The 26,799-nt window shown below is 73.0% G+C and carries 28 protein-coding genes; 18 read left to right on the forward strand and 10 right to left on the reverse strand.

All coding sequences use genetic code 11. From position 1 onward, the window contains the following. Window positions 1-66 precede the first annotated feature (66 nt). Window positions 67-477, forward strand: a complete 411-nt coding sequence (locus tag BLV02_RS27590) for a DUF6069 family protein (protein WP_069112458.1) — start codon at window positions 67-69, stop codon at window positions 475-477. A 683-nt stretch (window positions 478-1,160) separates the two neighbouring features. Here the strand turns inward: BLV02_RS27590 and BLV02_RS27595 are convergent. Beyond that, the gene (locus BLV02_RS27595) at window positions 1,161-1,688 is read right to left on the reverse strand and encodes a hypothetical protein (protein ID WP_069112459.1); all 528 of its coding nucleotides are present in this window, start codon (window positions 1,686-1,688) and stop codon (window positions 1,161-1,163) included. 93 nt (window positions 1,689-1,781) lie between these two features. On the opposite strand from BLV02_RS27595, the gene BLV02_RS27600 reads away from it, so the two are divergent. Continuing rightward, entirely contained in the window at window positions 1,782-2,249 is a 468-nt protein-coding gene (locus BLV02_RS27600) for a hemerythrin domain-containing protein (protein ID WP_069112460.1), read from the forward strand. 14 nt (window positions 2,250-2,263) lie between these two features. On the opposite strand, the gene BLV02_RS27605 is transcribed toward BLV02_RS27600, so the two are convergent. Next, on the reverse strand, window positions 2,264-3,148 hold the full coding sequence (locus tag BLV02_RS27605; protein ID WP_069112461.1) for a sigma-70 family RNA polymerase sigma factor: 885 nt from the start codon (window positions 3,146-3,148) through the stop codon (window positions 2,264-2,266). 37 nt (window positions 3,149-3,185) lie between these two features. Between BLV02_RS27605 and BLV02_RS27610 the strand changes: the two genes are divergently transcribed. Further along, window positions 3,186-3,956 carry an SDR family oxidoreductase gene (locus tag BLV02_RS27610; RefSeq protein ID WP_069112462.1) on the forward strand — a complete coding sequence of 257 codons (771 nt, stop codon included), beginning with the start codon at window positions 3,186-3,188 and terminating at the stop codon, window positions 3,954-3,956. A gap of 39 nt (window positions 3,957-3,995) precedes the next feature. Further along, on the forward strand, window positions 3,996-4,415 hold the full coding sequence (locus BLV02_RS27615; RefSeq protein ID WP_141711657.1) for a hypothetical protein: 420 nt from the start codon (window positions 3,996-3,998) through the stop codon (window positions 4,413-4,415). A gap of 10 nt (window positions 4,416-4,425) precedes the next feature. Here BLV02_RS27615 and BLV02_RS27620 read toward each other — a convergent pair whose 3' ends face one another. Continuing rightward, on the reverse strand, window positions 4,426-4,830 hold the full coding sequence (locus tag BLV02_RS27620) for a VOC family protein (RefSeq protein ID WP_069112656.1): 405 nt from the start codon (window positions 4,828-4,830) through the stop codon (window positions 4,426-4,428). Between the two features lie 77 nt (window positions 4,831-4,907). Between BLV02_RS27620 and BLV02_RS27625 the strand changes: the two genes are divergently transcribed. From BLV02_RS27625 to BLV02_RS27640, 4 genes are all read left to right on the forward strand, one after another. Next, on the forward strand, window positions 4,908-5,876 hold the full coding sequence (locus BLV02_RS27625; RefSeq protein ID WP_069112464.1) for a glycerophosphodiester phosphodiesterase family protein: 969 nt from the start codon (window positions 4,908-4,910) through the stop codon (window positions 5,874-5,876). A gap of 68 nt (window positions 5,877-5,944) precedes the next feature. Beyond that, on the forward strand, window positions 5,945-7,243 hold the full coding sequence (locus BLV02_RS27630; protein WP_069112465.1) for an MFS transporter: 1,299 nt from the start codon (window positions 5,945-5,947) through the stop codon (window positions 7,241-7,243). 32 nt (window positions 7,244-7,275) lie between these two features. Further along, window positions 7,276-7,647: an ArsR/SmtB family transcription factor gene (locus tag BLV02_RS27635; RefSeq protein ID WP_069112466.1), complete on the forward strand. Its 372-nt coding sequence runs from the start codon at window positions 7,276-7,278 to the stop codon at window positions 7,645-7,647. Then, window positions 7,644-8,303 (forward strand): SRPBCC family protein, encoded by a 660-nt coding sequence (locus BLV02_RS27640; protein WP_069112467.1) that lies wholly within the window; start codon window positions 7,644-7,646, stop codon window positions 8,301-8,303. The genes BLV02_RS27635 and BLV02_RS27640 overlap by 4 nt, the downstream gene beginning before the upstream one ends. A 25-nt stretch (window positions 8,304-8,328) precedes the next feature. On the opposite strand, the gene BLV02_RS27645 is transcribed toward BLV02_RS27640, so the two are convergent. Continuing rightward, window positions 8,329-9,729: a DUF2252 domain-containing protein gene (locus BLV02_RS27645; RefSeq protein WP_069112468.1), complete on the reverse strand. Its 1,401-nt coding sequence runs from the start codon at window positions 9,727-9,729 to the stop codon at window positions 8,329-8,331. Between the two features lie 92 nt (window positions 9,730-9,821). On the opposite strand from BLV02_RS27645, the gene BLV02_RS27650 reads away from it, so the two are divergent. After that, on the forward strand, window positions 9,822-11,072 hold the full coding sequence (locus BLV02_RS27650) for an MFS transporter (protein ID WP_069112469.1): 1,251 nt from the start codon (window positions 9,822-9,824) through the stop codon (window positions 11,070-11,072). Between the two features lie 213 nt (window positions 11,073-11,285). Beyond that, window positions 11,286-11,873, forward strand: coding sequence for a TMEM165/GDT1 family protein (locus BLV02_RS27655; RefSeq protein ID WP_069112470.1), 588 nt, complete (start codon window positions 11,286-11,288; stop codon window positions 11,871-11,873). Here BLV02_RS27655 and BLV02_RS27660 read toward each other — a convergent pair. Further along, window positions 11,870-13,459 (reverse strand): dolichyl-phosphate-mannose--protein mannosyltransferase, encoded by a 1,590-nt coding sequence (locus tag BLV02_RS27660; protein WP_141711658.1) that lies wholly within the window; start codon window positions 13,457-13,459, stop codon window positions 11,870-11,872. The two genes, BLV02_RS27655 and BLV02_RS27660, sit on opposite strands and share 4 nt — an antisense overlap. A gap of 60 nt (window positions 13,460-13,519) precedes the next feature. Here BLV02_RS27660 and rsmI point away from each other — a divergent pair, with 60 nt between their 5' ends. Then, window positions 13,520-14,383: a 16S rRNA (cytidine(1402)-2'-O)-methyltransferase gene (gene rsmI / locus BLV02_RS27665; protein WP_141711659.1), complete on the forward strand. Its 864-nt coding sequence runs from the start codon at window positions 13,520-13,522 to the stop codon at window positions 14,381-14,383. Between the two features lie 12 nt (window positions 14,384-14,395). Here rsmI and BLV02_RS27670 read toward each other — a convergent pair whose 3' ends face one another. From BLV02_RS27670 to BLV02_RS27680, 3 genes are all read right to left on the reverse strand, one after another. Further along, on the reverse strand, window positions 14,396-14,716 hold the full coding sequence (locus tag BLV02_RS27670) for a nuclear transport factor 2-like protein (protein WP_069112472.1): 321 nt from the start codon (window positions 14,714-14,716) through the stop codon (window positions 14,396-14,398). 161 nt (window positions 14,717-14,877) lie between these two features. Further along, on the reverse strand, window positions 14,878-15,777 hold the full coding sequence (locus BLV02_RS27675; protein ID WP_069112473.1) for a M56 family metallopeptidase: 900 nt from the start codon (window positions 15,775-15,777) through the stop codon (window positions 14,878-14,880). Continuing rightward, window positions 15,774-16,169, reverse strand: a complete 396-nt coding sequence (locus BLV02_RS27680) for a BlaI/MecI/CopY family transcriptional regulator (RefSeq protein WP_074946729.1) — start codon at window positions 16,167-16,169, stop codon at window positions 15,774-15,776. The genes BLV02_RS27675 and BLV02_RS27680 overlap by 4 nt, the downstream gene beginning before the upstream one ends. Before the next feature lie 80 nt (window positions 16,170-16,249). On the opposite strand from BLV02_RS27680, the gene BLV02_RS27685 reads away from it, so the two are divergent. The 3 genes from BLV02_RS27685 to BLV02_RS27695 are packed head-to-tail and all read left to right on the forward strand — an operon-like array spanning window position 16,250 to window position 20,353. After that, window positions 16,250-17,689 (forward strand): cytochrome ubiquinol oxidase subunit I, encoded by a 1,440-nt coding sequence (locus BLV02_RS27685; RefSeq protein WP_069112475.1) that lies wholly within the window; start codon window positions 16,250-16,252, stop codon window positions 17,687-17,689. A gap of 14 nt (window positions 17,690-17,703) precedes the next feature. Then, window positions 17,704-18,702, forward strand: coding sequence for a cytochrome d ubiquinol oxidase subunit II (gene cydB / locus BLV02_RS27690; RefSeq protein ID WP_069112658.1), 999 nt, complete (start codon window positions 17,704-17,706; stop codon window positions 18,700-18,702). Between the two features lie 19 nt (window positions 18,703-18,721). Next, window positions 18,722-20,353 carry a Na+/H+ antiporter gene (locus BLV02_RS27695; protein WP_069112476.1) on the forward strand — a complete coding sequence of 544 codons (1,632 nt, stop codon included), beginning with the start codon at window positions 18,722-18,724 and terminating at the stop codon, window positions 20,351-20,353. 4 nt (window positions 20,354-20,357) lie between these two features. Here the strand turns inward: BLV02_RS27695 and BLV02_RS27700 are convergent, their stop codons facing one another. After that, window positions 20,358-20,771 carry a PRC-barrel domain-containing protein gene (locus tag BLV02_RS27700; RefSeq protein ID WP_069112477.1) on the reverse strand — a complete coding sequence of 138 codons (414 nt, stop codon included), beginning with the start codon at window positions 20,769-20,771 and terminating at the stop codon, window positions 20,358-20,360. A 90-nt stretch (window positions 20,772-20,861) separates the two neighbouring features. On the opposite strand from BLV02_RS27700, the gene BLV02_RS27705 reads away from it, so the two are divergent. The 3 genes from BLV02_RS27705 (at window position 20,862) to ligD (ending at window position 23,454) form a co-directional block, all read left to right on the forward strand. After that, entirely contained in the window at window positions 20,862-21,824 is a 963-nt protein-coding gene (locus BLV02_RS27705; RefSeq protein WP_069112478.1) for a sigma-70 family RNA polymerase sigma factor, read from the forward strand. Between the two features lie 62 nt (window positions 21,825-21,886). Further along, entirely contained in the window at window positions 21,887-22,156 is a 270-nt protein-coding gene (locus tag BLV02_RS27710) for a hypothetical protein (protein WP_069112479.1), read from the forward strand. Between the two features lie 35 nt (window positions 22,157-22,191). After that, the gene (ligD, locus tag BLV02_RS27715) at window positions 22,192-23,454 is read left to right on the forward strand and encodes a non-homologous end-joining DNA ligase (protein ID WP_069112659.1); all 1,263 of its coding nucleotides are present in this window, start codon (window positions 22,192-22,194) and stop codon (window positions 23,452-23,454) included. Between the two features lie 10 nt (window positions 23,455-23,464). On the opposite strand, the gene BLV02_RS27720 is transcribed toward ligD, so the two are convergent. Next, on the reverse strand, window positions 23,465-24,175 hold the full coding sequence (locus tag BLV02_RS27720) for a MerR family transcriptional regulator (protein ID WP_069112480.1): 711 nt from the start codon (window positions 24,173-24,175) through the stop codon (window positions 23,465-23,467). Between the two features lie 101 nt (window positions 24,176-24,276). Between BLV02_RS27720 and uvrA the strand changes: the two genes are divergently transcribed. Then, window positions 24,277-26,793, forward strand: coding sequence for an excinuclease ABC subunit UvrA (gene uvrA, locus BLV02_RS27725; protein ID WP_074946731.1), 2,517 nt, complete (start codon window positions 24,277-24,279; stop codon window positions 26,791-26,793). Window positions 26,794-26,799 lie beyond the last annotated feature (6 nt).

Genomic DNA, 26,799 nt, shown 5'->3' on the forward strand with positions numbered 1-26,799 from the left:
TCGCCGGCTCGTCTCGTCGTACCGCTGTCCAGGCATCGCCACCAGAGTGACAGCAGGAGGAATCCGATGACGACGCAGCAGACCACGACGGCCGTGCGGGGACGGCGGCGGGCCGCGTGGGCGGTCGCGGCGGCGACGGCGGCCGCGATCGTGCCGTGGGCCGTCGCCGCGATCGCCGGCGCCGACCTGGAAGTGACCAGCGCCGGCGTGACGATGGACGTCGGGCCGGCGTTGGTGCTGGCTGGTGCGCTGACGATGTCGCTGGCCGGCTGGGGATTGCTGACGTGGCTGCTGCGGCGGCGCGGTGGGGACGGGCGGCGGGTGTGGACCGGGGTCGCGCTGACGGTGCTGGTGCTGTCGCTGGGCGGTCCGCTGGGCGCCGAGGCGGACGCCGACGTCAAGACCTACCTGGTGCTGATGCACCTCGCGGTCGGCGCGGTGCTGATCCCGGGCCTGCGGGCGGCCGTCCGCGAGTGACCCGTCCTGGTGCGTCCGGCGAGGAGTGAAGGCGGGCGGCGGCTGAACGGGCGGCTGGACGGGCGGCCGGGCGGCCGGGCGGGCGTTGTCGAACGGACGTTGTCGGTGCCCGCCCGTAGGGTGGGCCCCACCCGGGCCGGGAGGGGTCTGCGTACGACGAACCGAATGCGGCCGGTACCGGCCCGGCCAGCGGGATTGAGTGCGCAGCCGGCGCCGCCGTCGACGCGGCGCTCGGCCAGGGGGTGAGTCCGGATGGCCCTGAGGCTGGTCATGGTTCTCGTCGAACGGCGCCTTGTGTTTCAGGCGTCGGCAGGGTGAGGGACGTCTGCCACGACTCGCGCACCTGCCACCGAGAATCGGCCCCTCGCGGCCTGGATGAGTGAGTCCGACCCGGCGAGCGGGCATGCGAGGTGCGTTGGCGAGTGACCTCTCCCATCCGGCGCCGGTGCCCTTGGCGCATCACTCGGTCTCCCGGAGGAGCATTCGATCGCGTCGCGGGAGACGCCCTCGGGGCGAGTGTCGAGCGCGGAGAAATGGGGGTTCTCGGGCGCTGGGAACCAGATCTTCTCCATGATCGACTCGGGGACGGGAGTCGCAGTCGAGCGGAGCCACAGCCGCGAACCCCCGGGATGCAAAGGGGGACGGCCGGGAGGGGCCGGCGTACGGCGAGACGAACGCGGCTGTCAGGGCCCGATCAGCGGATCGCTGCGCAGCCAGCCGTCCCAGCCGGCTCCGCCGCCCCGGCGGTCGCGCACGGCGCCGCTCCAGTCGGGCACGTGCGTCGACATCCAGCCGACGAAGTCGTCGCACCAGGCCGACGGGGTGGGTGGCGTGGTCTCGGCGCTCCAGGCCTGGCAGGTGACGAGCAGCCGCTCCGGCGAGCCCCACACCATCCAGGTACTCCGGCCGGTGCGGGCGATCGAATCGGCCAGCCAGGCCGCCAGCGCCGCGCACCGGTCCTCGTCGTCCCCGAGGCGCGCCCGGCCCGACTCGTCCCGGCGGTCGGAGCCGGCCGGAGGCGACGCGGCTGTCCACTGCTCGCAGGCCTGCTGGACGACGGCGACCTGTTCCGCCGGATCGCTCACCGCTCGCCGTGACCCGTCGTCGCTGATGGCCCAGACAGCGGACGCCACCGCGGCCGAGGCAACCGCGGTGACCAGCACCAGCGCGACCCCCGGCCACGCCGGTCCGGCCCGCGTGCCCCGCGCCACACTCCCACTCTCGACCCGCCGGCGCCGCGCCAGCAGGGCCGAAAGACCCCTGTCGTCTTGCGGTCAGGGGTACGTACCTGATCGGCTGGGACGATGGACGAGACGAGGTCGCGCGCGATCGCCTGGAGCCGCCAGCTCGCCGAGGTGCACGCGAGGCTCCTCGACCGCGTGGATGCGTTGCGCGACGGCTCGGACGGCTCCGCGGACCTGCTCACGCACTGCCTGAGCTTCTGCTCGGCGCTGACCACCCACCACGAGGGCGAGGACGGCGGGCTGTTCGCCGAGCTCGTCCGCGCCCGCCCCGATCTCGCCGCCACCGTCGCCGCCCTGCGCGAGGACCACCAGCTGATCGAGAACATCGTCGACGCCGTCAGGACGCTCGCGGCCGAGTCGGCGCAGGCCGCGGCGGAGCGGCGGGCGGCGATCCGGGCCGAGCTCGACGGCCTGGCCGCGATCATGGAGTCGCACTTCCGCTACGAGGAGCGCGCGATCGGCGCCGCCCTCGACGGCGGCATCGAGGACACCGGCTGGACCCGGCCGGTGTTCGCGCCACCCGGGTGACGGGCGCCGCGAGCTCAGACGCCGAAGGCGGCCGGATCGATGCCGCTCAGCCGGTCCGGGTCGTTGAGCACGTCGATCGTCGTGATCCGGCCATCGGTGACGGTGAAGGCCATCACCGCGAACACCTGCCCGCCGATGACGGCCACCGCGCCGGCCGTGCCGTTGACCAGCACCGGCCGCACGTGCTCGGCCAGCCGCCGGGCCAGCGTCGCCTGGCCGGCGACGTTGCGGGCGCCACGCAGCAGCACCGTCGGCCGGGCCGGGTGCGCGCCGCCGTCGGCCCGCAGCACGACGTCGGGGTCGAGCACCGTCACCAGCGCGTCGAAGTCGCCGTCGCGGGCGGCCGCGTAGAACGCGTCGACCGCGGCCCGCTGCTTCGCGAGGTCGGCGTCGGGCGCGGGCACGGCGTCCTGGACCCGGCGACGGCCGCGGCTGGCCAGCTGGCGGGCGGCGGCCGGGGTGCGCTCGACCAGCGGCGCGATGTCGTCGAACGGGACGGCGAACAGGTCGTGCAGGACGAACGCCAGCCGCTCGGCCGGCGTCAGGGTGTCGAGGACCACCTGCATCGCCAGCCCGACGGAGTCGGCGAGCAGCGCCTCCTGCTCCGGATCGGGGCCGGTCAGCGGGCTGACGACGGGGTCGGGCAGGCGCACGTCGGGCTCGCCGTCGTCCAGCGGCACCTCGCCGCGGGTCGCCCGTGAGCGCAGCAGGTTCAGGCAGACCCGCCCGGTGACGGTCGTCAGCCAGGCGGCGAGGTTGTCGACGCCGGAGGTGTCGGCGCGCTGGTAGCGCAGCCAGGTCTCCTGCACGGCGTCGTCGGCCTCGCTGAGCGACCCGAGCATGCGATAGGCGACGGCGCGCAGCTGCGGCCGGTGCCGCTCGAATTCGACGTCGCTCATCCGGTCACATTCCTCTGTCGTGGCGGGTCAGAGGAGCATGACGACACCTCTTCTGGTGACCGGTGGCACCGGCACCCTCGGACGTCTCATCGTGCCACGGCTGGTCGAAGCCGGACGGACCGTCCGGGTGCTCAGCCGCACGCCGCACGAGCCGGGTCCCGGCGTCGAGTACGTGACGGCCGACCTGCGCTCGGACGACGCCGCCGACGCGATCGCGGCCGCCGTCGACGGCGTCGACACCGTCCTGCACCTGGCCGGCGGCGCCAAGGGCGACGGTGAGGCGGCGCGGCGACTGACCCGCGCCGCCGCGCCGGCCGGCGTGAAGCACCTGGTGCACATCTCGGTGATCGGCGCCGACCGCGTGCCGATCGCGTGGTTCCGGGGCAAGCTGGCCGCCGAACAGGCCGTGACCGGGTCCGGCGTGCCGTGGACCATCCTGCGCGCCGCCCAGTTCCACGACCTCGTCCTGAAGACGGCGGCGGCGATGGCGAAGCTGCCGGTGATCCCGGTCCCCGGCGGCCTGCGCTTCCAGCCCGTCGACGCGCGCGACGTGGCCGCGCGGCTGACCGAGCTGACCCTCGGCGAGCCGGCGGGGCTGGTCACCGACCTCGCCGGCCCGCGGGTCGCGCCGCTCGGTGACCTGCTGCGCTCGTACCTGACGGCGGCCGGCAAGCGGCGGCCGCTGCTGCCCGTCCGGATGCCCGGCAAGGCCGGCCGCGCCTACCGCGACGGCGACAACCTCGCCCTGGACGGCGCCGACCTCGGCACCCGGACCTGGGAGGACTTCCTCGCCGAGCGCCTCGGCTGACGCGGCCCAAGTGTCCGGGCCGGCTGCGACACTGCGACCGTGACCTTCACTCCGGGACCGCTCCCGCGCGAGAAGCGCATGTGGCCGAGGTGGGCGTTCCCGTTCTCGATCGCCCTCGGCACGGCCCTCATCGGCGTCGCCGTCGGGCTGATCGTGGCCGCGGCCTGGCGCGGCACCGGGATGTTCCTGCTCACGCTCGCCGGGACGCTGCTGGCCGGCACGATCGGCTGGGTGTACATGACGGTGGGACAGCGCTACCGGCTCCGCCGAGGAGGGTTCGACGGGAAGATGCTCATCGCCGAGCTGCTCTCCGCAGGGGCGCTCTTCGTGATCTTCAGGACCGACGAACAGCTCGCCGCCACCATCGGCTGCGCGTTCATCGGCGTGGGCATGCTGGCCAACGCGCGGATGATCCGGATCGCCCGCGCCGACCGGCCGGCGGGCTCCGGACCAGGCTGAGCCGCGAGCGTCAGGCGACGAAGATGCAGAACGGGTGGCCGGACGGGTCGGCGTAGACGCGCAGGGGCTCGTCGGGGTCGTCGATGCGGTCGAAGATCATCCGTCCGCCGAGACCGAGCACGCGGTCGTGCTGGACCAGCAGCTCCTCCATCGACGGCACCGTCATGTCGAGGTGCAGCTGCTGCGGGACGGCGGGCTCGGGCCACGTCGACGGCGTCAGCTGGTCGGTCTGCTGGAACGCCAGCCGCCGGCCGCTGTCGGGGTCGAGCAGGACCAGCCAGTCGTCGCCGGCGGGGTCGACGCTCTCGTGGCCGGGCCGGTACACGTAGCCGAGCAACTGCCGGTAGAACTCCGCCAGTCCGCGCGCGTCGGTGGTGTCCAGCACGGTCTGCAGCACGCTGGGATAGGTCGTCATGCCGGGACGGTACCCGCCGGGTCCGACGTTCATCTCGGGTCCGCGCAAGTGTCAGTGGCGGGCACTACCGTTCGCCCATGAGCAGGCTCACCGGTCTCCTCGCCGCCGGCCTCGTCGCAGCGGCGCTCATCCCGACCACGACGGCCACGGCCGCCACGGACAACCCGTGGCTCGAGCGGCGCGTCCTCAACATCGCGCACCAGGGCGGCGAGATCGAGGCGCCGTCCGACACCCTCTACGCGTTCCGGACGGCGCTCGACAAGGGCGCCGACGTGCTCGAACTGGACGTCCACGCGACGACCGACGGCGAGCTGGTGGTCCTGCACGACACCACCGTCGACAGGACGACGAACGGCGCCGGGCGGGTCGACGCGCTGACGCTCGAGCAGATCAGGGCGCTCGACGCCGCGCACTGGTTCGTCCCCGGCTGCGGGACGTGCCACGGCCAGGACGACGCCGCCTACGCGTTCCGCGGCGTCGCCACGGGCGAGCGGCCGGCGCCCGACGGGTTCACGGCCGCCGACTTCCGCATCCCGACGCTGCGCGAGGTGCTCGAGACGTTCCCGGACGTCCTGCTCAACGTCGAGATCAAGCGCACCCGCCCCGAGACCTCGCCGTACGAGCGCACCATGGCCGACCTCCTCGCCGAGTTCGGCCGCGGCACCGACACCGTCGTCGCCTCGTTCTCCGACAGCGCCGTCACGCGGTTCAAGCTCTACAACCGCGACGTCAGTACGTCGCCGGGCACCAACCAGGTCACGGCGTTCTGGCTGAACACGCTCGGCCCGCTGACCGGCATCACGCTGCACGGGCACCACGCGCTGCAGGTGCCGCCGTCGCAGTCGGGCATCCCGGTCGTCACGGCCGACTTCGTCGCCGACGCGCACCGCCGCGGCCTCGCCGTCCACGTCTGGACCATCAACGACCGCGCCGAGATGGAGCGGCTCATCGACCTCGGCGTCGACGGCATCATGACCGACCGGCCCACGCTGCTCGAACAGGTGCTGGACGACCGCGCCGCGGCGGACCCGACCGGCCGGGCATAGTTCGCGGCCCCGGGCGCTTGTAGCAAGGCAGTCGCGACGACGCGACTGGACGAGAGGACGCCGCGCCGATGACCACGCAGGCCCGCCGCATCCAGAGCGTGTACATCACGTTGATTCTCGGCAACACGCTGGCAGCCTCGTTCATCTGGGGCATCAACACGCTGTTCCTGCTCGATGCCGGGCTGAGCAACCTGGAGGCGTTCGCCGCCAACGCGTTCTACACGGTCGGCGTCGTGCTCTTCGAGGTTCCTACGGGGGTCATCGCGGATACCTGGGGGCGGCGGGTGTCGTACCTGCTCGGCACCGTGACGCTCGCCGTGACAACCGCGCTGTACTACCTGATGTGGCAGATCAGCGCGCCGTTCTGGGCGTGGGCCGTGGTGTCGGCGCTACTCGGCCTGGGGTTCACGTTCTTCTCCGGCGCGGTCGAGGCGTGGCTGGTCGACGCCCTGCACCACGCGGGGTACGAGGGCAGCCTCGAGGCGGTCTTCGGCCGCGGCCAGATGGTCTCCGGCGTGGCGATGCTCGGCGGGTCGGTCGCAGGCGGCGTGATCGCCCAGGTGACCGACCTGGGGGTGCCGTTCCTGCTGCGGGTGGGCGTGCTGCTGGCGATGTTCGTCGTGGCGGGCCTGCTGATGCGCGATCTCGGCTTCACCCCGGACCGGTCGGCGGGCGCGAGGCAGGCGGTGCGCGGCATCTGGTCGGCCTCCATCGAGCACGGCCTGAAGAACCCGCCGGTGCGCTGGGTCATGCTGGCCGCGCCCTTCGTGTCCGGCGTCAGCTTCTACGGCTTCTACGCGATGCAGCCCTACCTGCTGGAGCTGTACGGCGACCCCGACGCCTACTCGATCGCGGGCCTGGCTGCGGCCGCCGTCGCCGGAGCCCAGGTGGTCGGCGGATACCTCGCGCCGCACGCCCGGCGGCTGTTCCGCAAGCGGACGACGGCGCTGATCGGCGGCACGGTGGCCAGCGCGGCGATCCTGGGGCTGCTCGGCGTCACCGAGGGATTCTGGGTGGCGATCGTCCTGCTGGTGCTGTGGGCCCTGGTGTTCGCCGCGGAGATGCCGATCCGGCAGGCCTACCTCAACGACATGATCCCGTCGAAGCAGCGGGCGACGGTGCTGTCGTTCGACTCGCTGATGGGCAACGCCGGCGGCGTCGTCACCCAGCCCGCGCTCGGCCGGGCCGCCGACGTGTACGGCTACGGCACGTCACTGGCGATCGGCGGCGCGATCCAGCTGCTGGCGGCGCCGTTCCTGGTCATGAGCCGCCGGCAGGGCTCGACGGCGGACGTCGCCGTCACCGTGTCCGGTGCGCCGGCCGTGACGGATCCGCCCGCCCCGCCGGACGAGAAGCTACAGCGTTGACTTATATAAGTACGTGCCGATAAACTAGTCCCATGCATGCCTTCGACGTGCTCGGCGACCCGGTGCGCCGCCGGATCCTGGAGCTGCTCGCCGACGGCGAGCTGACCTCGGGCGCCGTCACGTCGGTCATCCAGCAGGAGTTCGGCATCTCGCAGCCGGCGGTGTCGCAGCATCTCAAGGTGCTGCGCGAGTCCGGGTTCGCCACCGTGCGGCCCGACGGCGCCCGCCGGCTGTACGCCGTCAGCACCGAACCGCTCCGCGACGTCGACGTATGGCTCGACCGCTTCCGCCGGTTCTGGACCCCTCCGCTGGACGCGCTGGCCACCGAACTGGCCAGGGGCAAGCGGCAACGCCGGCTGCAGCAGCAGGCCGGCCACGAACCGGACCAGGAGAACTCCCCATGATCGATGTCGTCGAACAGGTCAACGCCGTGCGCCGCCAGGTCGGCTCGCGGACCATCGAGGCCGGCGAGGCTCGCACCGTCACCATCAGCCAGACCTACCCGGCCGCCGTCGAGGACGTCTGGGACGCCTGCACCAACGCCGAGCGCATCCCGCGCTGGTTCTCACCGGTCACCGGCGAGCTGAAGCTCGGCGGGCGGTACCAGGTCGAGGGCAACGCCGGCGGCACCGTCGAACACTGCGACCCGCCCCAGAGCTTCGCCGTCACCTGGGAGTTCAACGGCGAGGTCAGTTGGGTCGAGGTCCGCCTCACCGCCGACGGCGACGAGCGGACCCGGTTCGAGCTCGAGCACATCGCGCTGGTCAACAGCACGTCGCTGGAATTCTGGGACCTCTACGGCCCGGGCGCGGTCGGGCTCGGCTGGGACCTCGCGTTCGTCGGCCTGAGCCTGCACTTCGCCTCCGGCGGCGAGCAGGTCGACCCGAAGGCGGTCGAGGCCTGGACCATGGGCGACGCCGGCAAGCAGTTCGTCGGCCTGGCCAGCGAGCGCTGGCGCGACGCCAACGTCGAGAGCGGGTTCGCGACGCCCGAGGCCGCGCAGGGCGCCGCCGACCGGACGACCGCCTTCTACACCGGCGTCGAGGCGCCGCAGGGCTGACCGGCCGGCGGGCTGCCGGCCCGGGTCAGATGCCGTGTTCGGCCGCCACCCTGCCCGAGGTGACCGCGGCGTCCAACGCGGCGAAGTCGGCCTCGCACTGGTCCGCGTAACTGCGTGACCATCGGGCGACCGCGCGGTCGAACGCGTCGGACCGGCCCAGGTAGCCGCGGATCACCGCGCCGCCCGGCGACTGGCTGTGCGCACGCGCCAGCAGCCCGCCGCAGAGCACGCCGTACTCGGTGAACTGCGACGGCGTGAGGGCGGCGAGGTCGACGGACCCCTTCATGTCGCGGAACTGACGCCAGTAGTAGTCGACCCGCGGCCGGTCCGCCGCCTCGCCGGCCCACCCGGTGATCCAGCCGAGGAACGGGTCGGACTGCGCCTGCAGGATCCGCTGCGCCGCCACCACCCGGTGACCCTGCGTGTGCGGCTCACCGTTCGCCGGGACACCGTCGGGCAGGGCGTCCGGCAGTCCGCCGTACGTCGCCAGGACCGACGGCTGCGCCTCCTTGGCCTGCAGGAACAGCGGTTCGTCGTGCGGGCCGGTGAACATCAGCACGTAGCAGCGGGTGCCGACGCTGCCGACGCCGACCACCCGCAGCACGTAGTCGTCCAGCCTGAACTGCGACAGCAGCAGGGCGACGTCCTGGCGCAGTGTGGCGCGATACCGCTCGAACAGCAGCTGCAACTGCTCGACGGTCGCGTGGTCGACGTGCCGGGTGATCGGCGGCTGATCCACGATGCGCCGTCGCCCGTCCGCCTCGGTCGTGACGATCTTGGCGAGCACCTGCTCGGACGTGCGCGACCGTGCCTTCTTCACCGTCTTCCGGACGACGGCGCGGTTGCCGGCGGCGGTGAGCCCGGCGAGCTGGTCGGCGTCGACCTGGTAGTAGTAGCGCTCCAGCGCAGACAGCTCGTACAGCCGGAGCAGCGCCTCGCGATAGCCGCGGACGGCGGCCTCGGTGGCGTCCGCGCAGGCCGGCTCACTCATGCCGAGGTCGCGGCCGCCGACGTAGACGCTGGTCGCCAGCCGCTTGACGTCCCATTCCCACGGGGCGTTGCCGGCCTCGTCGAAGTCATTGAGGTCGAACAGCAGACGCCGCTCCGGCGACGCGAACAGCCCGAAGTTCGACACATGCGCATCGCCGCAGGACACGACCTCGACGCCGGTGTGCGGGCCGCCGGCCAGGTCGTGCGCCATGACCGCCGCCGTGCCCCGGTAGTACGCGAACGGCGACTGCAGCATGCGCCCGATGCGCACCGGGGTCAGGTCGGCGAGTCGGCTCGCGTGCTGGGCGACGAGGATCGCGACGGGGTCGCGCTCGGCTGGTGCGGCCACCGTGGCCGCGGCGTGGGCGGAGCGGGCCAGGGTCGCCCGCAGGTCCTTCCCGGCGGCGCGGCTCTCCTGGACGGTACTGATGCTCATGGATCTCCGTTCGTCGGCCGTCCCGACAGTGTGCCGTGCTCGTCGCGCCGGCGGGCGGACCTTGTCGGACCCTCGGACTAGCGTTCGACCCCATGACGATCATGACGGACGCCGGTGTGACGGTGCGCTGGCGCGGCGGGTACGGGCGGCTGTGGTCGGCCGCCGTCCTGTCGCGCTTCGGCGACGCCGTGCGCAATGTGGCGTTTCCGTTGGTCGCGGCCGGTCTCACGACGTCGCCGTTCCTGCTGTCGGTGGTGTCGGCGGCCGGCTACCTGCCGTGGCTGCTGTTCGGGCTGCTCGGCGGCGCCCTGGCCGACCGCGTCGACCGGCGCCGGGCCATGTGGACGGTCGACGTCGTGCGCGGGGTGCTGGTGGCGGCGTTCGCGCTGGCACTGGCGCTCGGGCAGGCGCACCTCGCCGTGCTGGCGGTGCTCGCGTTCGCGCTGACCACGCTGCAGACGCTGTTCGACAACGCGGCCACGGCCATCCTGCCCACGCTGGTGCCGCGGGCGGCGCTGCCGTCGGCCAACGCGCGGCTGATGACCGGTCAGGCGCTGGCCGGCACGTTCCTCGGCGCGCCGGCGGCCGGGTTGCTGGTCACGGCGGGCGTGGCGCTGCCGTTCGCGGTCGACGCGGCGACGTACCTGGTGGCGGCGGCGCTCATCGCGTCGTTGCCACGGCCGGCCGTGGGGGTGTCGGTCCGGCCGGCCGGGTCCACGTTGCGGTCCGAGATCGCGGCGGGCGTGCGGCGGCTCTGGCGCGACCGCCTGCTGCGCGGTGGCTGCCTGGCGAACCTGCTGGGCAACCTGGTGATCGGCGGGCTGCAGGCGCTGCTGGTGCTCATCATCACGCGCTGGGCCGGCGCCTCCGACGTCGTGTTCGGGCTGGTGCTGGCGGCGTACGGCGCCGGTGGGGTGGTGGGCGGGCTGGTGGCGACGCGGGTCGGGCGGTGGGTGGGCGGCGGTGCGGCGGCCATGGTGCTCGCGCTGGCCGCGCAGGCCGGCTGCCTGCTCGTCATCGGCGGCGTGCCGCACCCCGCGGCGACGGCGGCCGCCCTGGCCGTGTTCGGGGTGGCCGGCATGGTGGTGAACGTGCACTTCGTGTCGCTGACGCAGCAGCGCACCCCCGACGACCTCCTCGGCCGCGTGTCGTCCGCCGAACGCACGCTGGGCGCCGCCGGCGCGCCGGTGGGCGCGTTGCTGTTCGGCGCGCTGGCCGAGGTCACGGAGGTCAACGTGCCGGCGCTGGCCGGGGCCGCCTTCCTGGCCGTGTCCGCCCTCGTCGTCCGCCGCGCGGCCCGCACGGAACGGCTCGATGACGAGACGGTGAACCGCGGGGTGTGAGGCTGCCCACGTCGGCTGGATTCCGCCTCACCGATCCCGGTAAGCTGAGCCCCAGCGAAGGGGAGTAGCCCCCAATGTCGCGGTCGACATACTGACGCTCCGGCGTCCGGCCGCGCGGCCTCGTCAGAGGCGGGCGAGACCTTCGACCCATGGCAATACGTTGCCGGGTCGGAGTCTCGCATCTTCCGGTCCGGCGTGACTGGAAGGGATCCGATGGCCGACCTGTGGGCCGCGTTCCTCGTGAGCTTCGGCGTCATCTTCGTGGCCGAGCTCGGTGACAAGTCCCAGCTGATGGCGTTGACGTTCGCCACGCGGTTCAAGGCGTGGCACGTCATCCTCGGCATCACGATCGCGACGACCGTCGTGCACCTGGCGTCGGTCGCGATCGGGTTCGGGCTGGGCGAGGCGCTCCCGACCGGCTGGATCAACGTCGTCGCGGCGGTCGCGTTCTTCGGCTTCGCCGCCTGGACGTGGCGCGGCGACTCGTTGACCGACGACGAGAAGAGCAAGGCCGAACGGACCACCAAGGCCGCCGTCATCGCCGTCGGCACGGCGTTCTTCCTGGCCGAGCTGGGCGACAAGACCATGCTCGCCACCATCACGCTGGCCGCCGACAACGACTGGGTCGGTGTGTGGATCGGCTCTACCGTCGGCATGGTCGCCGCGGACGCGCTGGCGATCGTCGTCGGCCGCTACCTGGGGCAGCGGCTGCCCGAGCGGCTGATCCAGGTCGGCGCCTCTGCCCTGTTCGTCCTGTTCGGCGTCTGGTTGCTGATCGAGGGCATGGCCGAACTCACCTAGATCCAGCTGCTGAACCACATCCGTGCCCGCCAGGCGTCGTACGAGATCAGCTGGTCGACGTGGATGGGGTAGAACCAGGCGGCGACGGCCACGACGATGAGGACGTAGCCGCCGGCGATCGCCACCCCGACGGCGCGCCGTCGCGGCGAGGCGTCGGGCGGCCCGATGATCAGCCCCAGCACGAACGTCACGGCCAGCACCAGGAACGGCACGATCGCGACCGCGTAGAAGTAGAAGATCGTCCGGTCGGTGAAGAACAGCCAGGGCACCCAGGTCGCGATGATCCCGGCGAGGATCGCACCGGCCCGCCAGTCGCGGCGGAAGAACCACCACCACAGACACACCAGCAGCGCCGCGCACGCGCCCCACCACAGCGGCGGCGTGCCCAGCGCGAGCACCGCCTGACTGCACCGCTCGGCCTTGCAACCGGCCTCGCCGAGGTCGTACCCCTCGTAGTCGAACGACACCGGCCGGCCGAGGTAGAGCCACTCCCACGGTTTGGACATGTAGTCGTGCGGGGTGTCGAGGTCGCGGTGGAACCGCCACATCTCCGCGTGGTAGTGCCACAGGCTGCGCGCCCAGCTCGGGAACAGCGAGCCCAGCGCCGACGGCGCGTTCTCGGTGGCCCATTGCCGGTGGTAGCCGTTGGACGACGTGATCCAGCCCCACCACGACACGACGTACACGAAGGCGGCGGTGACGACCATCGAGAGGAACGCGACCGGCCCGTCGCGCAGCACCGAGTTGAGGACGGGGCTGCGCAGCCCGGCCGCGCGCCGGGCGCCGACCTCCCACAACACCGTCATCAGGCCGAACACCGCCAGGGCGTACAGCCCGCTCCACTTCGTCCCGCAGGCCAGGCCCAGCATGACGCCGGCCGCCAGCCGCCACGGCCGCCACCAGAACAGCGGCCCGTCGCCCGGTTCGGTCAACCCGCGGGCCAGCCTGGACTCGCCCCAGTCGGCGTACTTGGCCCGCATCTGGTCGCGGTCGATCAGCAGGCAGCCGAACGCCGCGACGATGAACATCGCGAGGATGCCGTCGAGCACCGCCGTGCGGCTCATCACGATCGACAGGCCGTCGACGGCGAGCAGCAGGCCGGCGACGCAGCCGAGCAGCGTCGACCGGAACAGCCGCCGCCCGATGCGGGCGAGCATGACCACCGTCGCCACCCCGCACAGCGCGACGGCGATGCGCCAGCCGAACGGGTCCATGCCGAACACGTCGATGCCCTGGCCGATGATGAACTTGCCGACCGGCGGGTGCACGACGAACGACGGCTCGTTCAGGAAGACGTCGAGGTCGCCGTTCAGGATGCGCTCGTTGGCGTCCTCGGTGAACTTGCGCGAGTACCCGAACAGCAGCTGCGAGTAGGCGTCCTTGGCGTAGTACGTCTCATCGAAGATGATCTTGTTGGGGCGGCCGAGATCGACCAGCCGCAGCACCGCCGCGACCACGCCGACCAGCAGCGGGCCGATCCAGCCCCAGACGCGGTCGGACGGCATCGGCCGGACGAGGCGGGCTCGGAAGCCGGCCGCGGACCGCTCCGTCTCGGAAGCCTCTGGGGCGTCAACCGTCTGGGTCACCGGGTCATCCTACGAGTGCTCGCTGTGAACCAGCGGCCTCCGTTGCGCGAGGATGGGCGGGTGGCGAACTCGACGACCGACGGTGTCCTGGTGCTGGCCGGCACCCCGATCGGCGACACCGGCGACGCTCCGCCGCGGCTCGCGGCCGAGCTGGCGGCGGCCGACGTGGTGGCGGCGGAGGACACCCGGCGGCTGCTCCGGCTGGCGTCCTCGCTGGGTGTGACGATCGCCGGGCGGCTGGTGTCGTACTTCGAGGGCAACGAGTCCGCGCGCACGCCGGAGCTGCTGACGGCGCTGACCGACGGCGCCCGCGTGGTGCTGGTGACCGACGCCGGCATGCCGTCGGTGTCCGACCCCGGCTACCGGCTGGTGGCGGCGGCGGTGACGGCCGGCGTCCGGGTGACGTCCGTGCCCGGGCCGTCGGCGGTGCTGACGGCGCTCGCCGTCAGCGGGCTGCCGGTCGACCGGTTCTGCTTCGAGGGCTTCCCGCCGCGCCGGCCGGGGGAGCGGTCGCGGACGTTCACCGCGCTGGCCGACGAGCAGCGCACGATGGTGTTCTTCGAGTCGCGGCACCGGCTGGCCGACACGCTGACGGCGATGGCGGCGGCGTTCGGCGCGGACCGTCCGGCGGCGGTGTGCCGCGAGCTGACCAAGACGCACGAGGAGGTCCGGCGCGGGCCGCTGGGCGAGCTCGCCACGTGGGCGGCTGCGGACGGGCCGCTCGGCGAGATCACGGTGGTGGTGCAGGGCGCGCCGCCCCGCTCGGCGACCGCCACTCCGGCCGACGCGGTGGCGCAGGTGGTCGAGCGCGAGGCGGCCGGGGTGCGCCGCAAGGAGGCGATCGCCGACGTCGCCCGCGAACTGGGGCTGCCCAAGCGCGAGGTCTACGCGGCGGTCGTGGCCGCGAAGGACGCCGGCGACTGAGCGGTTCCGGCGTCAGGCCTGGCCGGTCGCGAGCAGGCTGACCTTGCCGTCGACGACGGTGAAGGACCAGGACGTGCGCATCTGGCCCCACGTGTCGTTGCGGTAGGCCGCGACCAGCGACCGTCCGTCCGCCGACTGGGACTCGACGTCCAGGTGGCCGTTGACGGTGAAGATCTCGCGGTCGATCCAGTCCTCGAGGTCGCGCTGCGAGCCGTCGTCGGTGAGGACGGCGTCGGGGGTGAGCAGGCCCAGGAAGGCGGCGCGGTCGCCGTCGTTGATGGCGGCGACCAGGGAACGGACGGTGGGATCGGTGAGCTCCGCGGCGGGGATCATGCCGGCTCCTTCGGGTCGGTCGTGTGGGCCGTCACGAGCCAACCTATGCGCGGCGGGGAGCGCTCGGAGCGGTTAGTCCGATTCCACGTGTTGACCTGAGCGCCAACAGTTGGCGCTCAGGTCAACAGCCCGGATCGCGACCGGTCGGCCTGAGCCGGTCGTCAGGGCAGCAGCGCGCGCGACAACGCCGTCAGCCAGGGCACCGCGACCGCGACGGTCGGCACCGCCACCAGCGCGGCGGCGACGGTGTAGGCCAGCCCGGCCACCAGCCAGGGCTGCGGGCCGGGTGGGCCGGCGAGGCGGCGGATGCGGACCGCGGGCGTCACGGCGCCGGACCCGAGAGCGCCGGCGGGAACCGGGGCGTCGGCCATGCGGGCCAGCGCCCGTGCCAGCGGCACCGCGCCGCTGCGTCGCCGGGCGGCGTCGTCGGCGAGCATCTCGATGAGGCCGGCGGCGGAGTCGAGGGCGACCGAGCCGCGCACGAATCGCGGGAACGCGTCGTGCAGGACGCCGAAGCCCTCGAGGACGAGGTCGTGGCGGGCCCGGACGTGTGCCCGCTCGTGCGCCAGGACGGCCGCGGTCTCGTCGGAGCCCAGGGCGTCGAGCGCCGGCGCCGACACCACCACGCGCGAGCGCACCCCAGGAATGCAGTACGCCACCGGCCGCGCGACGTCGACGACGAGGGCGCCCGGCGCGCGCTGGTCAGAGCGCCCGACGAGGTCGACGACGTGGCGTTGCCGGCGACGGCGGGCCCGCAGCGTCATGCCCAGCGTGTGCGCCGACCACAGCAGCCGAGCGACGACCACCGTCGTCAGCAGCAGCGCCGCGCCGTGCAGCACCACCAGCCACCACGACGGCGACCGATGCGTCATGACGAGCGTCCCGGCCGAGGCGCCCGCGCCGAGCGCCGACAGCACCGCCGCCAGCGCGACCGCCTGCCACAGCACCAGCGCGGCCCGCGGCACCCGCAGCGGCCACGTCGCCCGGGCCAGCAGCGCCGGCACCGGGCCGGTCAGCAACAAGGCCAGGACCAGCAGGACGACGGGCGTGGTCTCGGTCACGCGGAATCACGAGCCGACCGCTCCACCGCCTCGAGCGCCTCACGCAGCGCCCGCGCGTCGTCCTCGGAGGCGGACCCGACGAAGCGCAGCAGCGCCGCCGTGCGGTCCGTGCCGTCGACGGTGTCGAGCGCCTCGTGCATGAGCTCGGCCGTCAGCTCGTCGCGGCTGAACGCGGGCCGGTAGCGGTAGGCGCGGCCGTCGCGGATCTGCTCGGCCGACCCCTTGCGGGCCAGCCGATCGAGCACCGTCATGACCGTCGTGTACGCGACGTCGCGCGACCCGGCCAGGGCCTCGTGGACCTGACGGACGGTGGCCGGCGCGCCGAGCGCCCACAACTGCTCCATGACGGCGCGTTCGAGTTCACCGAGTCGGGCACGTCCTGGCACGTTCATCAGTCTACCGACCGTTCGTAGTACTACAGTATGTCGTAGCATCTACGACGTTCCGTAGTACGCACCGAAGGGCAACGCGCATGGACGTGCTGGACCTCGCCCGCTGGCAGTTCGGCATCACGACGGTGGTGCACTTCTTCTTCGTCCCGTTCACCATCTCGATGGCGTTCCTCGTCGCGATCATGCAGTCGGTGTGGATGCGCACGAAGAGCGAGCGCTGGCTGCGGCTCACGAAGTTCTTCGGGAAGCTGCTGCTGATCAACCTCGCCGTCGGTGTCGTGACCGGCCTGGTGCAGGAGTTCCAGTTCGGCATGAACTGGAGCGACTTCAGCCGCTTCGTCGGCGACGTGTTCGGCGCGCCGCTGGCGATGGAGGCGCTGCTCGCGTTCTACCTCGAGTCGGTCTTCGTCGGCGTCTGGATCTTCGGCTGGGGCCGCATCCCGCCGAAGATCCACCTGGCCACGATCTGGGTGACGGCGTTCGGGACGCTGCTGTCGGCGTACTTCATCCTGGCCGCGAACTCGTTCATGCAGCACCCGGTCGGCTACGAGATCAACGAGGAGGCCGGCCGCGCCGAGCTGACCGACATCTGGGCGGTGCTGACGAACAAGGTGCTGCTGGTCACGTTCCCGCACACGATCTTCGCGGCGTTCATGGTCGGCGGCGGCGTGGTGGCGGCGGTCGCCATGTGGCACCTGATCCGCGGCGCCCGCAACCCGGAGGACGCCGAGCCCGGCGCGCCGTCGGACCGGGGCGCGTTCCGCACCGCGCTGCGCATCGGCGCCGTCACCGTCCTCGTCGGCGGCATCGGGGTCGCGGTCTCCGGCGACTTCCAGGGCAAGGTCATGACCGAGGTGCAGCCGATGAAGATGGCCGCCGCCGAGGCGCTGTACGAGACGCAGCAGCCGGCGCCGTTCTCGCTGTTCACCATCGGCACCCTCGACGGCAGCGAGGCGATCTACTCGATCGAGGTGCCGCAGCTGCTGTCGTTCCTCGGGACCGGCTCGTTCGACGGCAAGGTCGAGGGCATCAACGACCTGCAGGCGCAGTACGAGGAGGAGTTCGGCCCGGGTGACTACAGCCCGAACATCCCGGTCACCTACTGGACGTTCCGGATGATGATCACGATGGGCGGGCTGGCCGGGCTGATCGCGCTCTGGCAGTTGTGGGCGACCAGACGCGGACGGGTGCCGACGTCGCCCTGGGCGCTGCGCGTCACGGCGGTGCTCCCGCTCCTTCCGCTGGCCGGCAACGCCCTCGGCTGGATCTTCACCGAGATGGGCCGGCAGCCGTGGCTGGTGTTCGGCCTGATGCCGACGGCGTCGGGCATCAGCCCCAGCACCACGGCCCGGACGGTGTTCATCTCGCTGGCCGCCTTCACCGTCCTGTACGCGGGCCTGACCTGGCTGTGGGTGCACCTGCTGGTCAAGCACGCCCGGCCGGGCCTGCCCGACGTCGCGCCACCGCCGCCACCCGCCGAGGGAGACGACGCCGACAAGCCGCTGAGCTTCGCGTACTGAGGGGAGTGCAGATCATGGAGTTGAGCACGCTGTGGTTCCTGCTCATCGCGGTCCTCTGGATCGGCTACCTCGCGCTCGAGGGCTTCGACTTCGGCGTCGGCATGCTGACCCGCCGGTTCGCCCGCGACGACACCGAGCGCCGCGTCCTCATCAACACCATCGGCCCGGTCTGGGACGGCAACGAGGTCTGGGTCATCACCGCGGTCGGCGCAACGTTCGCGGCGTTCCCGGAGTGGTACGCGACGGCGTGGTCGGCGTACTACCTGCCGCTGGTGCTGATCCTGCTGACGCTGATCGGCCGCGGCCTGGCCTTCGAGTACCGCGCCAAGGGCGACACCGCGACCTGGCGCAACCGCTGGGACCTGGTGATCTTCGCCGGTTCGGCGGTGCCGGCGTTCGTGTGGGGCGTGCTGCTGGCGGCGTTCGTGCAGGGGCTGCCGCTGGACGCCGGGCACGACTTCGTCGGCGACCTCGGCGACGTCGTCACGCCGTACACGCTGCTCGGCGGCGTCGTGACGCTGGCGCTGTCGCTGCTGCACGGCGCCCACTACATCGGCCTGAAGACGGTCGGGGAGATCCGCGAGCGGGCGCGGCGGCTGGCCGGACGGCTCGCGGTCCCGGTCGCCGTCGTGCTGGCCGGGTTCCTCGGGTGGACGGTGCTGCGCGACGACTCGCCGTCGTGGGCGGCCGGTGTCGCGGCGATCGTCGCGGTGGTGGCGGTCGCGGCCGGTGCGACGGCGAACGCGCGCGGCCGCGAGGGCTGGGCGTTCACCGCGACGTTCGCGACGGTGGCGGCGGTCGGCGCGACGCTGTTCGCCGCGCTCTACCCGGACGTGCTGCCGTCGACGCTGGACGCCGCGAACGGCCTGAACACGACGAACGCGTCGTCGTCGGACTACACGCTGACCGTGATGACGTGGGTGGCGGTGCCGTTCGTGCCGGCCGTGCTGGCGTACCAGAGCTGGGTCTACTGGATGTTCCGCAAGCGGATCGGGGTCCAGCACATCCCGTAGTTGGCTAACCTGCCAGACGATGCAGTTGCTGCTCGTGGTGGTGGGCGCGATCGCGGTGACCGCGGTCGCCAACCGGCGCGGGCTGCAGGCGTCGATCGTGGTCGTGGTGCTGGCGTCGGCGGTGTCGTTCGTGCCCGGGCTGCCGCGGTTCGAGCTGGAACCCGACCTCATCCTCAGCGTCGTGCTGCCGCCGCTGCTGTACTCCGCGGCGCTGGACTTCTCCGTCTACAGCCTGGCCCGTAACCTGCGCCCGATCCTGTCCCTCGGCGTCGGCATGGTGGTCGTGTCGACGCTGGTCACGGGCGTGGTGGCGAACTGGGTGGTGCCGGGGCTCGGGCTGGTGTCGGCGCTGGTGCTGGGCGCGGTCGTCGCGCCGCCGGACGCCGTCAGCGCGGTCGCGATCGGTCGGAAGCTGGGGCTGCCGAAGCGGCTGATGACGATCCTGACCGGGGAGAGCCTGGTCAACGACGCGACCGCGCTGACCATCTTCACGCTGGCGGTGGCCGCGGCGGCCGGCAGCCACCCGTTCATCAGCAACGCGCTGCTGCTGTTCGTGTACTCGGCGGTGGTCGGCGTCGGTGTCGGCGTGGCGCTGGCCGCGGGCGTGCACTGGACCCGTCAGCGGCTGGGCGAGAGCGGCCTGGAGACGGCGCTCGGGCTGGTGGTGCCGTTCGCCGCGTTCCTGTTCGCCGAGGAGCTGCACGCGTCCGGCGTCCTCGCCGTCGTCGCCGCGGGGTTCTGGCTCGGCCACCACGACGCCGACGCCGGGTTCGAGACGCGGCTGCAGGGCCGGCAGGTCTGGCGCAGCCTGGACACTCTGCTCGAGGCGTTCGTCTTCGCCTACATGGGGCTGCAGTGCAAGTTCGTCTTCGCCGACCTGGGGCTGGCGGACGGCGAGTGGGCGCGGTTCGTGCTGTCGGCCGTCGTCGTGCTGCTGACGGTGCTGCTGATCCGGCCGTTCTGGGTGTTCCTCACCTACGGCCAGCGGGTGCTGCGACGGCGCTACCTGCGGCTCCCGTGGCGACGGCGCCGGCGGCGGCCGCGTCCCCACCAGCCGCTGCCCCGGGCGCAGCTCACGGTGCTCTCGTGGTCGGGCATGCGCGGGGTGGTGACGCTGGCCGCGGCGGCCGGTGTGCCCGCCCTGACGGCGTCCGGCGAGCCGTTCCCGGGCCGCAGCACCATCCAGGCGCTCGCGTTCGTCGTCGCCGTCGGGAGCCTGGTCATCCAGGCGCCGACGCTGCCGATGCTCGTCCGGCGCATGAACATCGACGACGAGGCGGAGCGCGAGGAGGAGTCCGAGGAGGTCCGGCGGGCCCGCCAGATCGCCCGGGCGGCGGCCGAGCAGACCCTGCGCGACCTGCTCGACCACCCGCCGCCGGGCGCCGATCCCGTCGTCCTCAGCACCATGCGGGACCGGTTCGCCGCCGCGATGCGGGCCCGGCACTCCGCCGACGCGCTCGACGCCGAGGTCGAGGAGGCCGAGCACGCCCCCGCGGTGCGCGAGACCATGGTCGCCGTCCGCCGCGAGATCCTCGCCGCCCAGCGGCTGGCCCTCACCGCCGCCCGCGACGCCGGCGAGCTGGACGACGAGATCATGCGGCGCGAGCTGGAGCGGCTGGACTACGAGGAGGCGGCCGCCGCGGCCGACTGACCGGTTACAGGTAGAACGGGTACGGCGGGTACGCGTAGCCGGCCGCCCAGAACGGCGGGTAGCCGTAGTAGCCGTACAACTCCTCGTAGTACTCGCCGGCCGGCACCAGGTCCGGGTCGTAGGCCGGCGCACCGGCCACGTGGCCGCGGTCCTGGGCGATGTGCACCTTCTCGTCGATCCGCACGATCGCGTCGACGGGGATCAGCTGCTTCCGCTCGCCGAGGCCGAGGAAGCCGCCGGAGCCGACCTGCAGGAAGCGCACCTTCTTCTCCTCCGGGTCGACGACGAGGTCGTCGACGGTGCCGACCTCGTCGCCGTTGCGGTCGACGACCTCGCGGCCGCGCACGTCGTCGTCGGCGGTCACGGCCAGGCCGGAGTCGGTGAGGTGGACCAGCGTGTGCGGGGTGTCGGTGGTCATCGGGAACTCCTTTCGTTCAGCTGGTCCGTACCCCGCCGCCGTCCGGCCGATCCGCCGTTTACGCCCTCGCGAGCTGGGTAGCCGCCGGATATGGCACATCACGGGCATCGGCGCGCGGCGGTGCGGAGCGAACCGCGGGAGCCGGACGAGGACTACGACCTCGTCGGTCAGTACCTCAAGCAGATCGGCGCCACGCCGCTGCTGTCGGCGGCCGAGGAGGTCGAGCTGGCGCGTCGCATCGAGGCCGGCGTGTACGCGGCGTCGCTGCTGGAGTCGGGTACCGGAGCGGCCGCGCCGGCCGAGCTGGAGGCGCTGGTGCGCGACGGTGAACGGGCCAAGGACCACATGATCCGCGCGAACCTGCGGCTGGTCGTGTCGGCGGCGCGCAAGTACTACCGCAACACCGGGTTGTCCTTCCTGGACGTCGTGCAGGAGGGCAACCTCGGGCTGATCCGGGCCGTGGAGAAGTTCGACTACGCGAAGGGGTTCAAGTTCTCGACCTACGCGATGTGGTGGATCCGGCAGGCCATCGAGCGCGGCAAGGCCGAGCGGGCCCGGACGATCCGGCTGCCGGTGCACGTCCTGGAGAGCATCGCGAAGCTCGGCCGGGTGGAGCGCGGCCTGCAGGCGGCCCTCGACCGCCAGCCGACGATCGCGGAGGCGGCCGCCGAGTCCGGCCTGACGGAGGCCCGCGTCGCCGAACTGCGCCGCATCGCCCGCGACACCATCAGCCTCGACACCCCGGTCGGCGACGAGGGCAGCGCCAGCATCGGCGACCTCATCGAGGACACCGAGATCCTGCAGGCCCCCGACGTCGTCGAGTACCACGCGCTGGCCCAGGAGCTGCGGGCGCTGGTCGACACGCTGCCGCCGCGCGAGGCCCTGATCATCACGCTCCGGTACGGCCTGCACGACGGCCGGGAGCACACGTTGCAGGAGGTCGGCGAGCGCGTCGGCCTCACGAAGGAGCGGGTGCGACAGCTGGAGAAGCAGTCGATCGCCGAGCTGCGCGACCCGCAGCGCCGCTCGCCGCTGCTGGAGTGGGCCGGCTGACGCCGCCGGGCTGTCGGTGCCGCGTGGCATCGTGGGGGTAGCGGCGGCCGTCGGAGGTGTCCATGCGGGGCGACAGAGTCGAGATCGTCATCGATGCCGGCGACACCACGCGCAGCTACGAGATCGTGGCCACGAAGGCCGGCCGCCGGGTCGACGTCAGCATCGGCCGCGGCGTCGTCGTGGTCGCCGAGGTCACCCGGTCCGGCACGCCGGTGCGCACCGCCCGGTTCATGTCCAGCCGGGTCCTCGCGCTGGTCGAGCACCCGGTCGCCGAGGCGGCACTGGCCCAGGAGGCCGCGCAGCCGCAGCCGTCGTCGTCACCCCCGGCGTGACCGCCGGCCGGCACCGGCCGCTCTATGGTGGTGTCATGTCGTCCTCGCAGGTGCTGGAGGTCGCCGGGCGTGAGGTGACGATCACCCATCCAGACAAGGTGGTCTTCCCCGACGGCGGCCACACCAAGCTGGACCTCGTCACCTACTACCTGACGGTCGCCGACGGCGCGCTGCGCGGCGTCGAGGGCCGGCCGATGATCCTCAAGCGGTTCGTCAAGGGCATCGACCAGGAGGCGTTCTTCCAGAAGCGCGCCCCGCAGAAGCGGCCCGACTGGGTCGAGGTGGCGACGCTGCGCTACCGCTCCGGCACCTTCGCCGACGAGGTGGTGGTGCGCGACGCCGCGGCGCTGGCGTGGGTGGTGAACCTCGGCTGCATCGACCTCAACCCGCACCCCGTCCGCGCCGAGGACCTCGACCGTCCGGACGAGCTGCGCATCGACCTCGACCCCAACCCGGGCATCGAGTGGGCGCAGATCCTCGACGTCGCGCAGGTGGCGCGTGAAGTGCTGCAGGACCACGGGCTGAGCGCCTGGCCGAAGACGTCCGGCTCGCGCGGCTTCCACATCTACACCCGCATCGACCCGCTGTGGTCGTACCGGCAGGTGCGGCTGGCCGCCGAGAGCGTGGCCCGCGAGGTCGAGAACCGCGCGCCCGGCATCGCCACGGCGAAGTGGTGGAAGGAAGAGCGCGAGGGCGTCTTCGTCGACTTCAACCAGAACGCCAAGGACCGCACCGTCGCCTCCGCCTACTCCGTCCGCGCCAAGGCCGACGCCCGGGTGTCGATGCCGCTGACGTGGGACGAGGTCCCCGGCTGCCGGGCCGAGGACTACACGCTGGCCACCGCACCGCGCCGGTACGCCGAGATCGGCGACCCGTGGGCCGGCATCGAGACGTCCGCCGGATCGCTGGAGCCGCTGCTCGAGCTGGCCGAACGGCTCGGGCCGGCCGAGAAGCCGCCGAAGGGCACCGGGCGGCGCACGCAGACGATGCCGCTCATCGAGATCGCCCGGGCCAAGACCAAGGACGAGGCGCTGGCCGGGCTGGAGCGCTGGAAGCAGCGCCACACCGACGTCGTGCCGCACCTCGAACCGGCCGACATCCTGGTCGACGGCATGCGCGGGCGCAGCTCGCTCTGGTACCGCATCCGCGTCAACCTGCAGCACGTGCCCGACGAGCGCCGCCCCGAGCAGGAGCCGCTCGAGGTCGACTACGACCCGTGGGCCGGCACGCCGTGGGCCAACGCCGGCGAGGCGGTGCGCGAGGCGCGCGAGGCGGCCCGCGACTCCACGCCCGGCTGACGGCGACGGCTCAGCCGGTGGTCACGTACGCGTGCAGCCGTCCGGAGCCGTCGAGCATGGCCAGCGCCCGCGCCGTCAGCTGATCCGCGCGCTGGGCGAGGACCGCGCGCAGCGCCGCGGTGCTGCCGGTGCGGCGCAGCTCGTCCAGCACCTGGCGCACCTGCGGCAGCCCGTAGTGGCTCTGCCGCAGCAGGTTGACCAGCTGGGCGTCGCGGACGTCGTCGGCGGTGTAGCTGCGGTACGACGTGCCCGGCTCGCGTGCGGGGGCGAGCAGGCCGTACGCCTCCCACGTCCGCAGCGCCGACGTCCGCACGCCGAGCCGCCGCGCGACCTCGCCGACCCGCAGCCCCGGGCCGCCCCGTGGCGCGCCGGCCGGCCCGCCCCGCGGCGCGCCGGCGGCCAGCGTCTCGACGGCGCCTGCGGTCTCGCGCAGCTGCCGCCGCTGGTCGTGCAGGTCGGCGTGGGCGGCGTCGACCAGCGCGAGCGCGCCGGGCACGTCGTCGTCGTGGACCGACCGCATGATCGCCCGCGCCGCGATGACGCCGTAGCCGGCCAGCAGCGCGCGGTAGGTGAGCAGCGCCTCGCGGTGCCGTTCGGTGAACTGCCGGTACCCCGACGCCGACCGCGGTGCCGGCGGCAGCAGGCCGTCCTCCTCGTAGTTGCGGACCTGCTGGGCCGAGATGCCCACGGTCCGGCCGAGGTCCACCGGGCGCAGCGCCATCCGGTCCCTCCCGTTGTACGGCGGAGTTGAAGCTTATCCGCTCGTACAGCGCTCTGGCCGCGGGCAACCTTCAACAAGCGACTCAATGGGAGAATTGAAGGATGGATTTCGGCGCGATCAGGGTCGCGAACGCCCGCCTGCACAACCTGAAGAACGTCACCGTCGCCATCCCGCGCCAGCGTCTGGTCGTGCTGACCGGCCGGTCCGGCTCAGGCAAGTCCACCCTCGCCTTCGACCTGCTGCACCGCGAGGGACAGCGCCAGTACCTGGAGTCGCTCGGGCTGGTCACCGCCTGGGTGAGCAAGGCGCCGGTCGACTCCATCACGGGGCTGTCGCCCTCCATCAGCATCGACCAGTACCTGACGAACCGCAGCCCGCGGTCCACCGTCGGCACCGCCACCGAGGTCTTCACCTACCTGCGGCTGCTGTGGGCGCGCATCGGCCACCGGCCCTGCCCGTCCTGCGCGGCGCCGCTGCCGCCCAGCCACCAGGACGACGACTGGGACGAGGACCAGGACCCCGAGACGGTGCGCTGTCAGCACTGCGGCGCCGAGGTGCCCGACCTCGTCATGGGCGACTTCTCCTTCAACAAGCCGTCCGGCGCCTGCCCGGCGTGCACCGGCCTCGGCGTGGTCGTCCGGCCCGACACGTCCAGGCTGGTCGACGACGACCTCAGCGTCGCCGAGGGCGCGGTGCTGGGCTGGCACCCCGTGACGACCGACCGCAACATCGCGGTGCTGGCGGCCGCCGGCCGGCACTACGGGTTCGAGTTCGACGCGTACGTGCCGGTCCGCGAGCTCGGCGACGTCCAGCGCGACCTGCTGTTGTACGGCGTCGAGAGCCCGGAGTTCGGCCGCCACGTCACCGCGGCGCCGCCGCGCACCGTCACCGCCGGCCGGTTCGAGGGCGTCGCCACCGCGGTGCTGCGCCGCTACGCCGACCGCATCGAGGACACCGGTTACCGCGAGAAGACCGAGCGGCTGCTGCGCCAGGAGACGTGCCCCGAGTGCGAGGGCAGCCGGCTGCGGCCGGAGAGCCGCCGCGTCACCGTCGCCGGGCTGACCGTCGTCGACGCCGCGCGGCTGCCGCTCGGCGAGCTGGCCGCGTGGATCGACGCGCTGCGCGGGCGCGTCGACGACGGCGAGTGGCGCTTCGCCGAGCCGGTCGTCGCCGACCTGCACGAACGCGTGCGCCGGCTGGTCGACGTCGGGGTGGAGTACCTGACGCTGGAGCGGTCGACGCCGAGCCTGTCCGCCGGCGAGGCGCAGCGGCTGCGGCTGGCGGCGCTGCTCGGGTCCGGGCTCACCGGCGTGCTGTACGTGCTGGACGAGCCGACCATCGGGCTGCACCCGGCCGACGTCGCCCGGCTGGTCGGCGTGCTGCGCCGGCTGCGCGACCTCGGCAACACGGTGCTGGTCATCGAGCACGACCTCGAGGTGCTGCGGGCCGCCGACCACGTCATCGACATCGGGCCCGGCGCGGGCCGCGACGGCGGCCGGGTGGTCGCGGCCGGCACGCCCGACGAGGTCGCGGCCACCGAGGGATCGGTGACCGGCGCCTACCTGTCCGGCCGTCTGAGCGTGCCTCGGGCGCCGTTGTCGCCGGTCGACGGCGCCGCGCTCGTCGTGCGCGGGGCCCGCGCGCACAACCTGACGGACGTCACCGTCGCGCTGCCGCTGGGCCGGCTGGTCGCCGTCACCGGGCCGTCCGGGTCGGGGAAGTCGTCACTGCTGCTCGACATCGTCGACCGCGCCGGGCGGCGGCGCTTCACCGGCGCCGGCGACCCGCCCGGCGACCATGACGGCATCGACGGCTGGGAGCACCTCGACAAGGTCGTGACGATCGACCAGCAGGCGGCCGGGCGGATGCCGCGGTCCAACGCGGCCACCTACTCCGACGCGTTCACCCCGATCCGCGAGGCGTTCGCCGCGACCGACGGCGCCCGGTCGCTCGGCCTGAGCGCCGGGCACTTCTCGTTCAACGTGCCCGGCGGACGGTGCGAGCGGTGCACCGGCGCCGGGGTGCTGAACGTGTCCATGCACTTCCTGCCCGATGTCCAGGTCCGCTGCCCGGTCTGCCGCGGCCGCCGGTTCACCCGCGACGTCCTGCGGGCGAAGTACCGCGGCCACGACATCGCCGAGGCGCTGTCGATGACGGTCGCCGAGGCGGTCGAGTTGTTCGCCGACGTGCCCGGCGCGGTGGCGCGGTTGCGGCTGCTCGACGACGTCGGCCTCGGCTACCTGCAGCTCGGCCAGCCGACGACGACGCTGTCCGGCGGCGAGGCGCAGCGGATCAAGCTGGCGAAGGAGCTGGCCCGCCGGTCCACCGGCCGCACGCTCTACCTGCTGGACGAGCCGACCACCGGGCTGCACGTCGACGACGTCGCGCGGCTGCTCGGCGTGCTGCGGCGGCTGGTCGCGGCCGGGAACACCGTCGTCGCGATCGAGCACGACCTCGACGTCGTCCGCACCGCGGACTGGGTGATCGACCTCGGGCCCGCCGGTGGAGCGGCGGGCGGCCGGGTCGTGGCGACCGGCCCGCCGGAGGAGATCGCCGCGGCGCCGGAGTCGCGGACGGGGGCGTTCCTGCGCCAGTCCCTTGACCCCAACACCGCTTGAGGTTGT

The organism is Jiangella alba (assembly GCF_900106035.1).
GTDB lineage: Bacteria > Actinomycetota > Actinomycetes > Jiangellales > Jiangellaceae > Jiangella > Jiangella alba.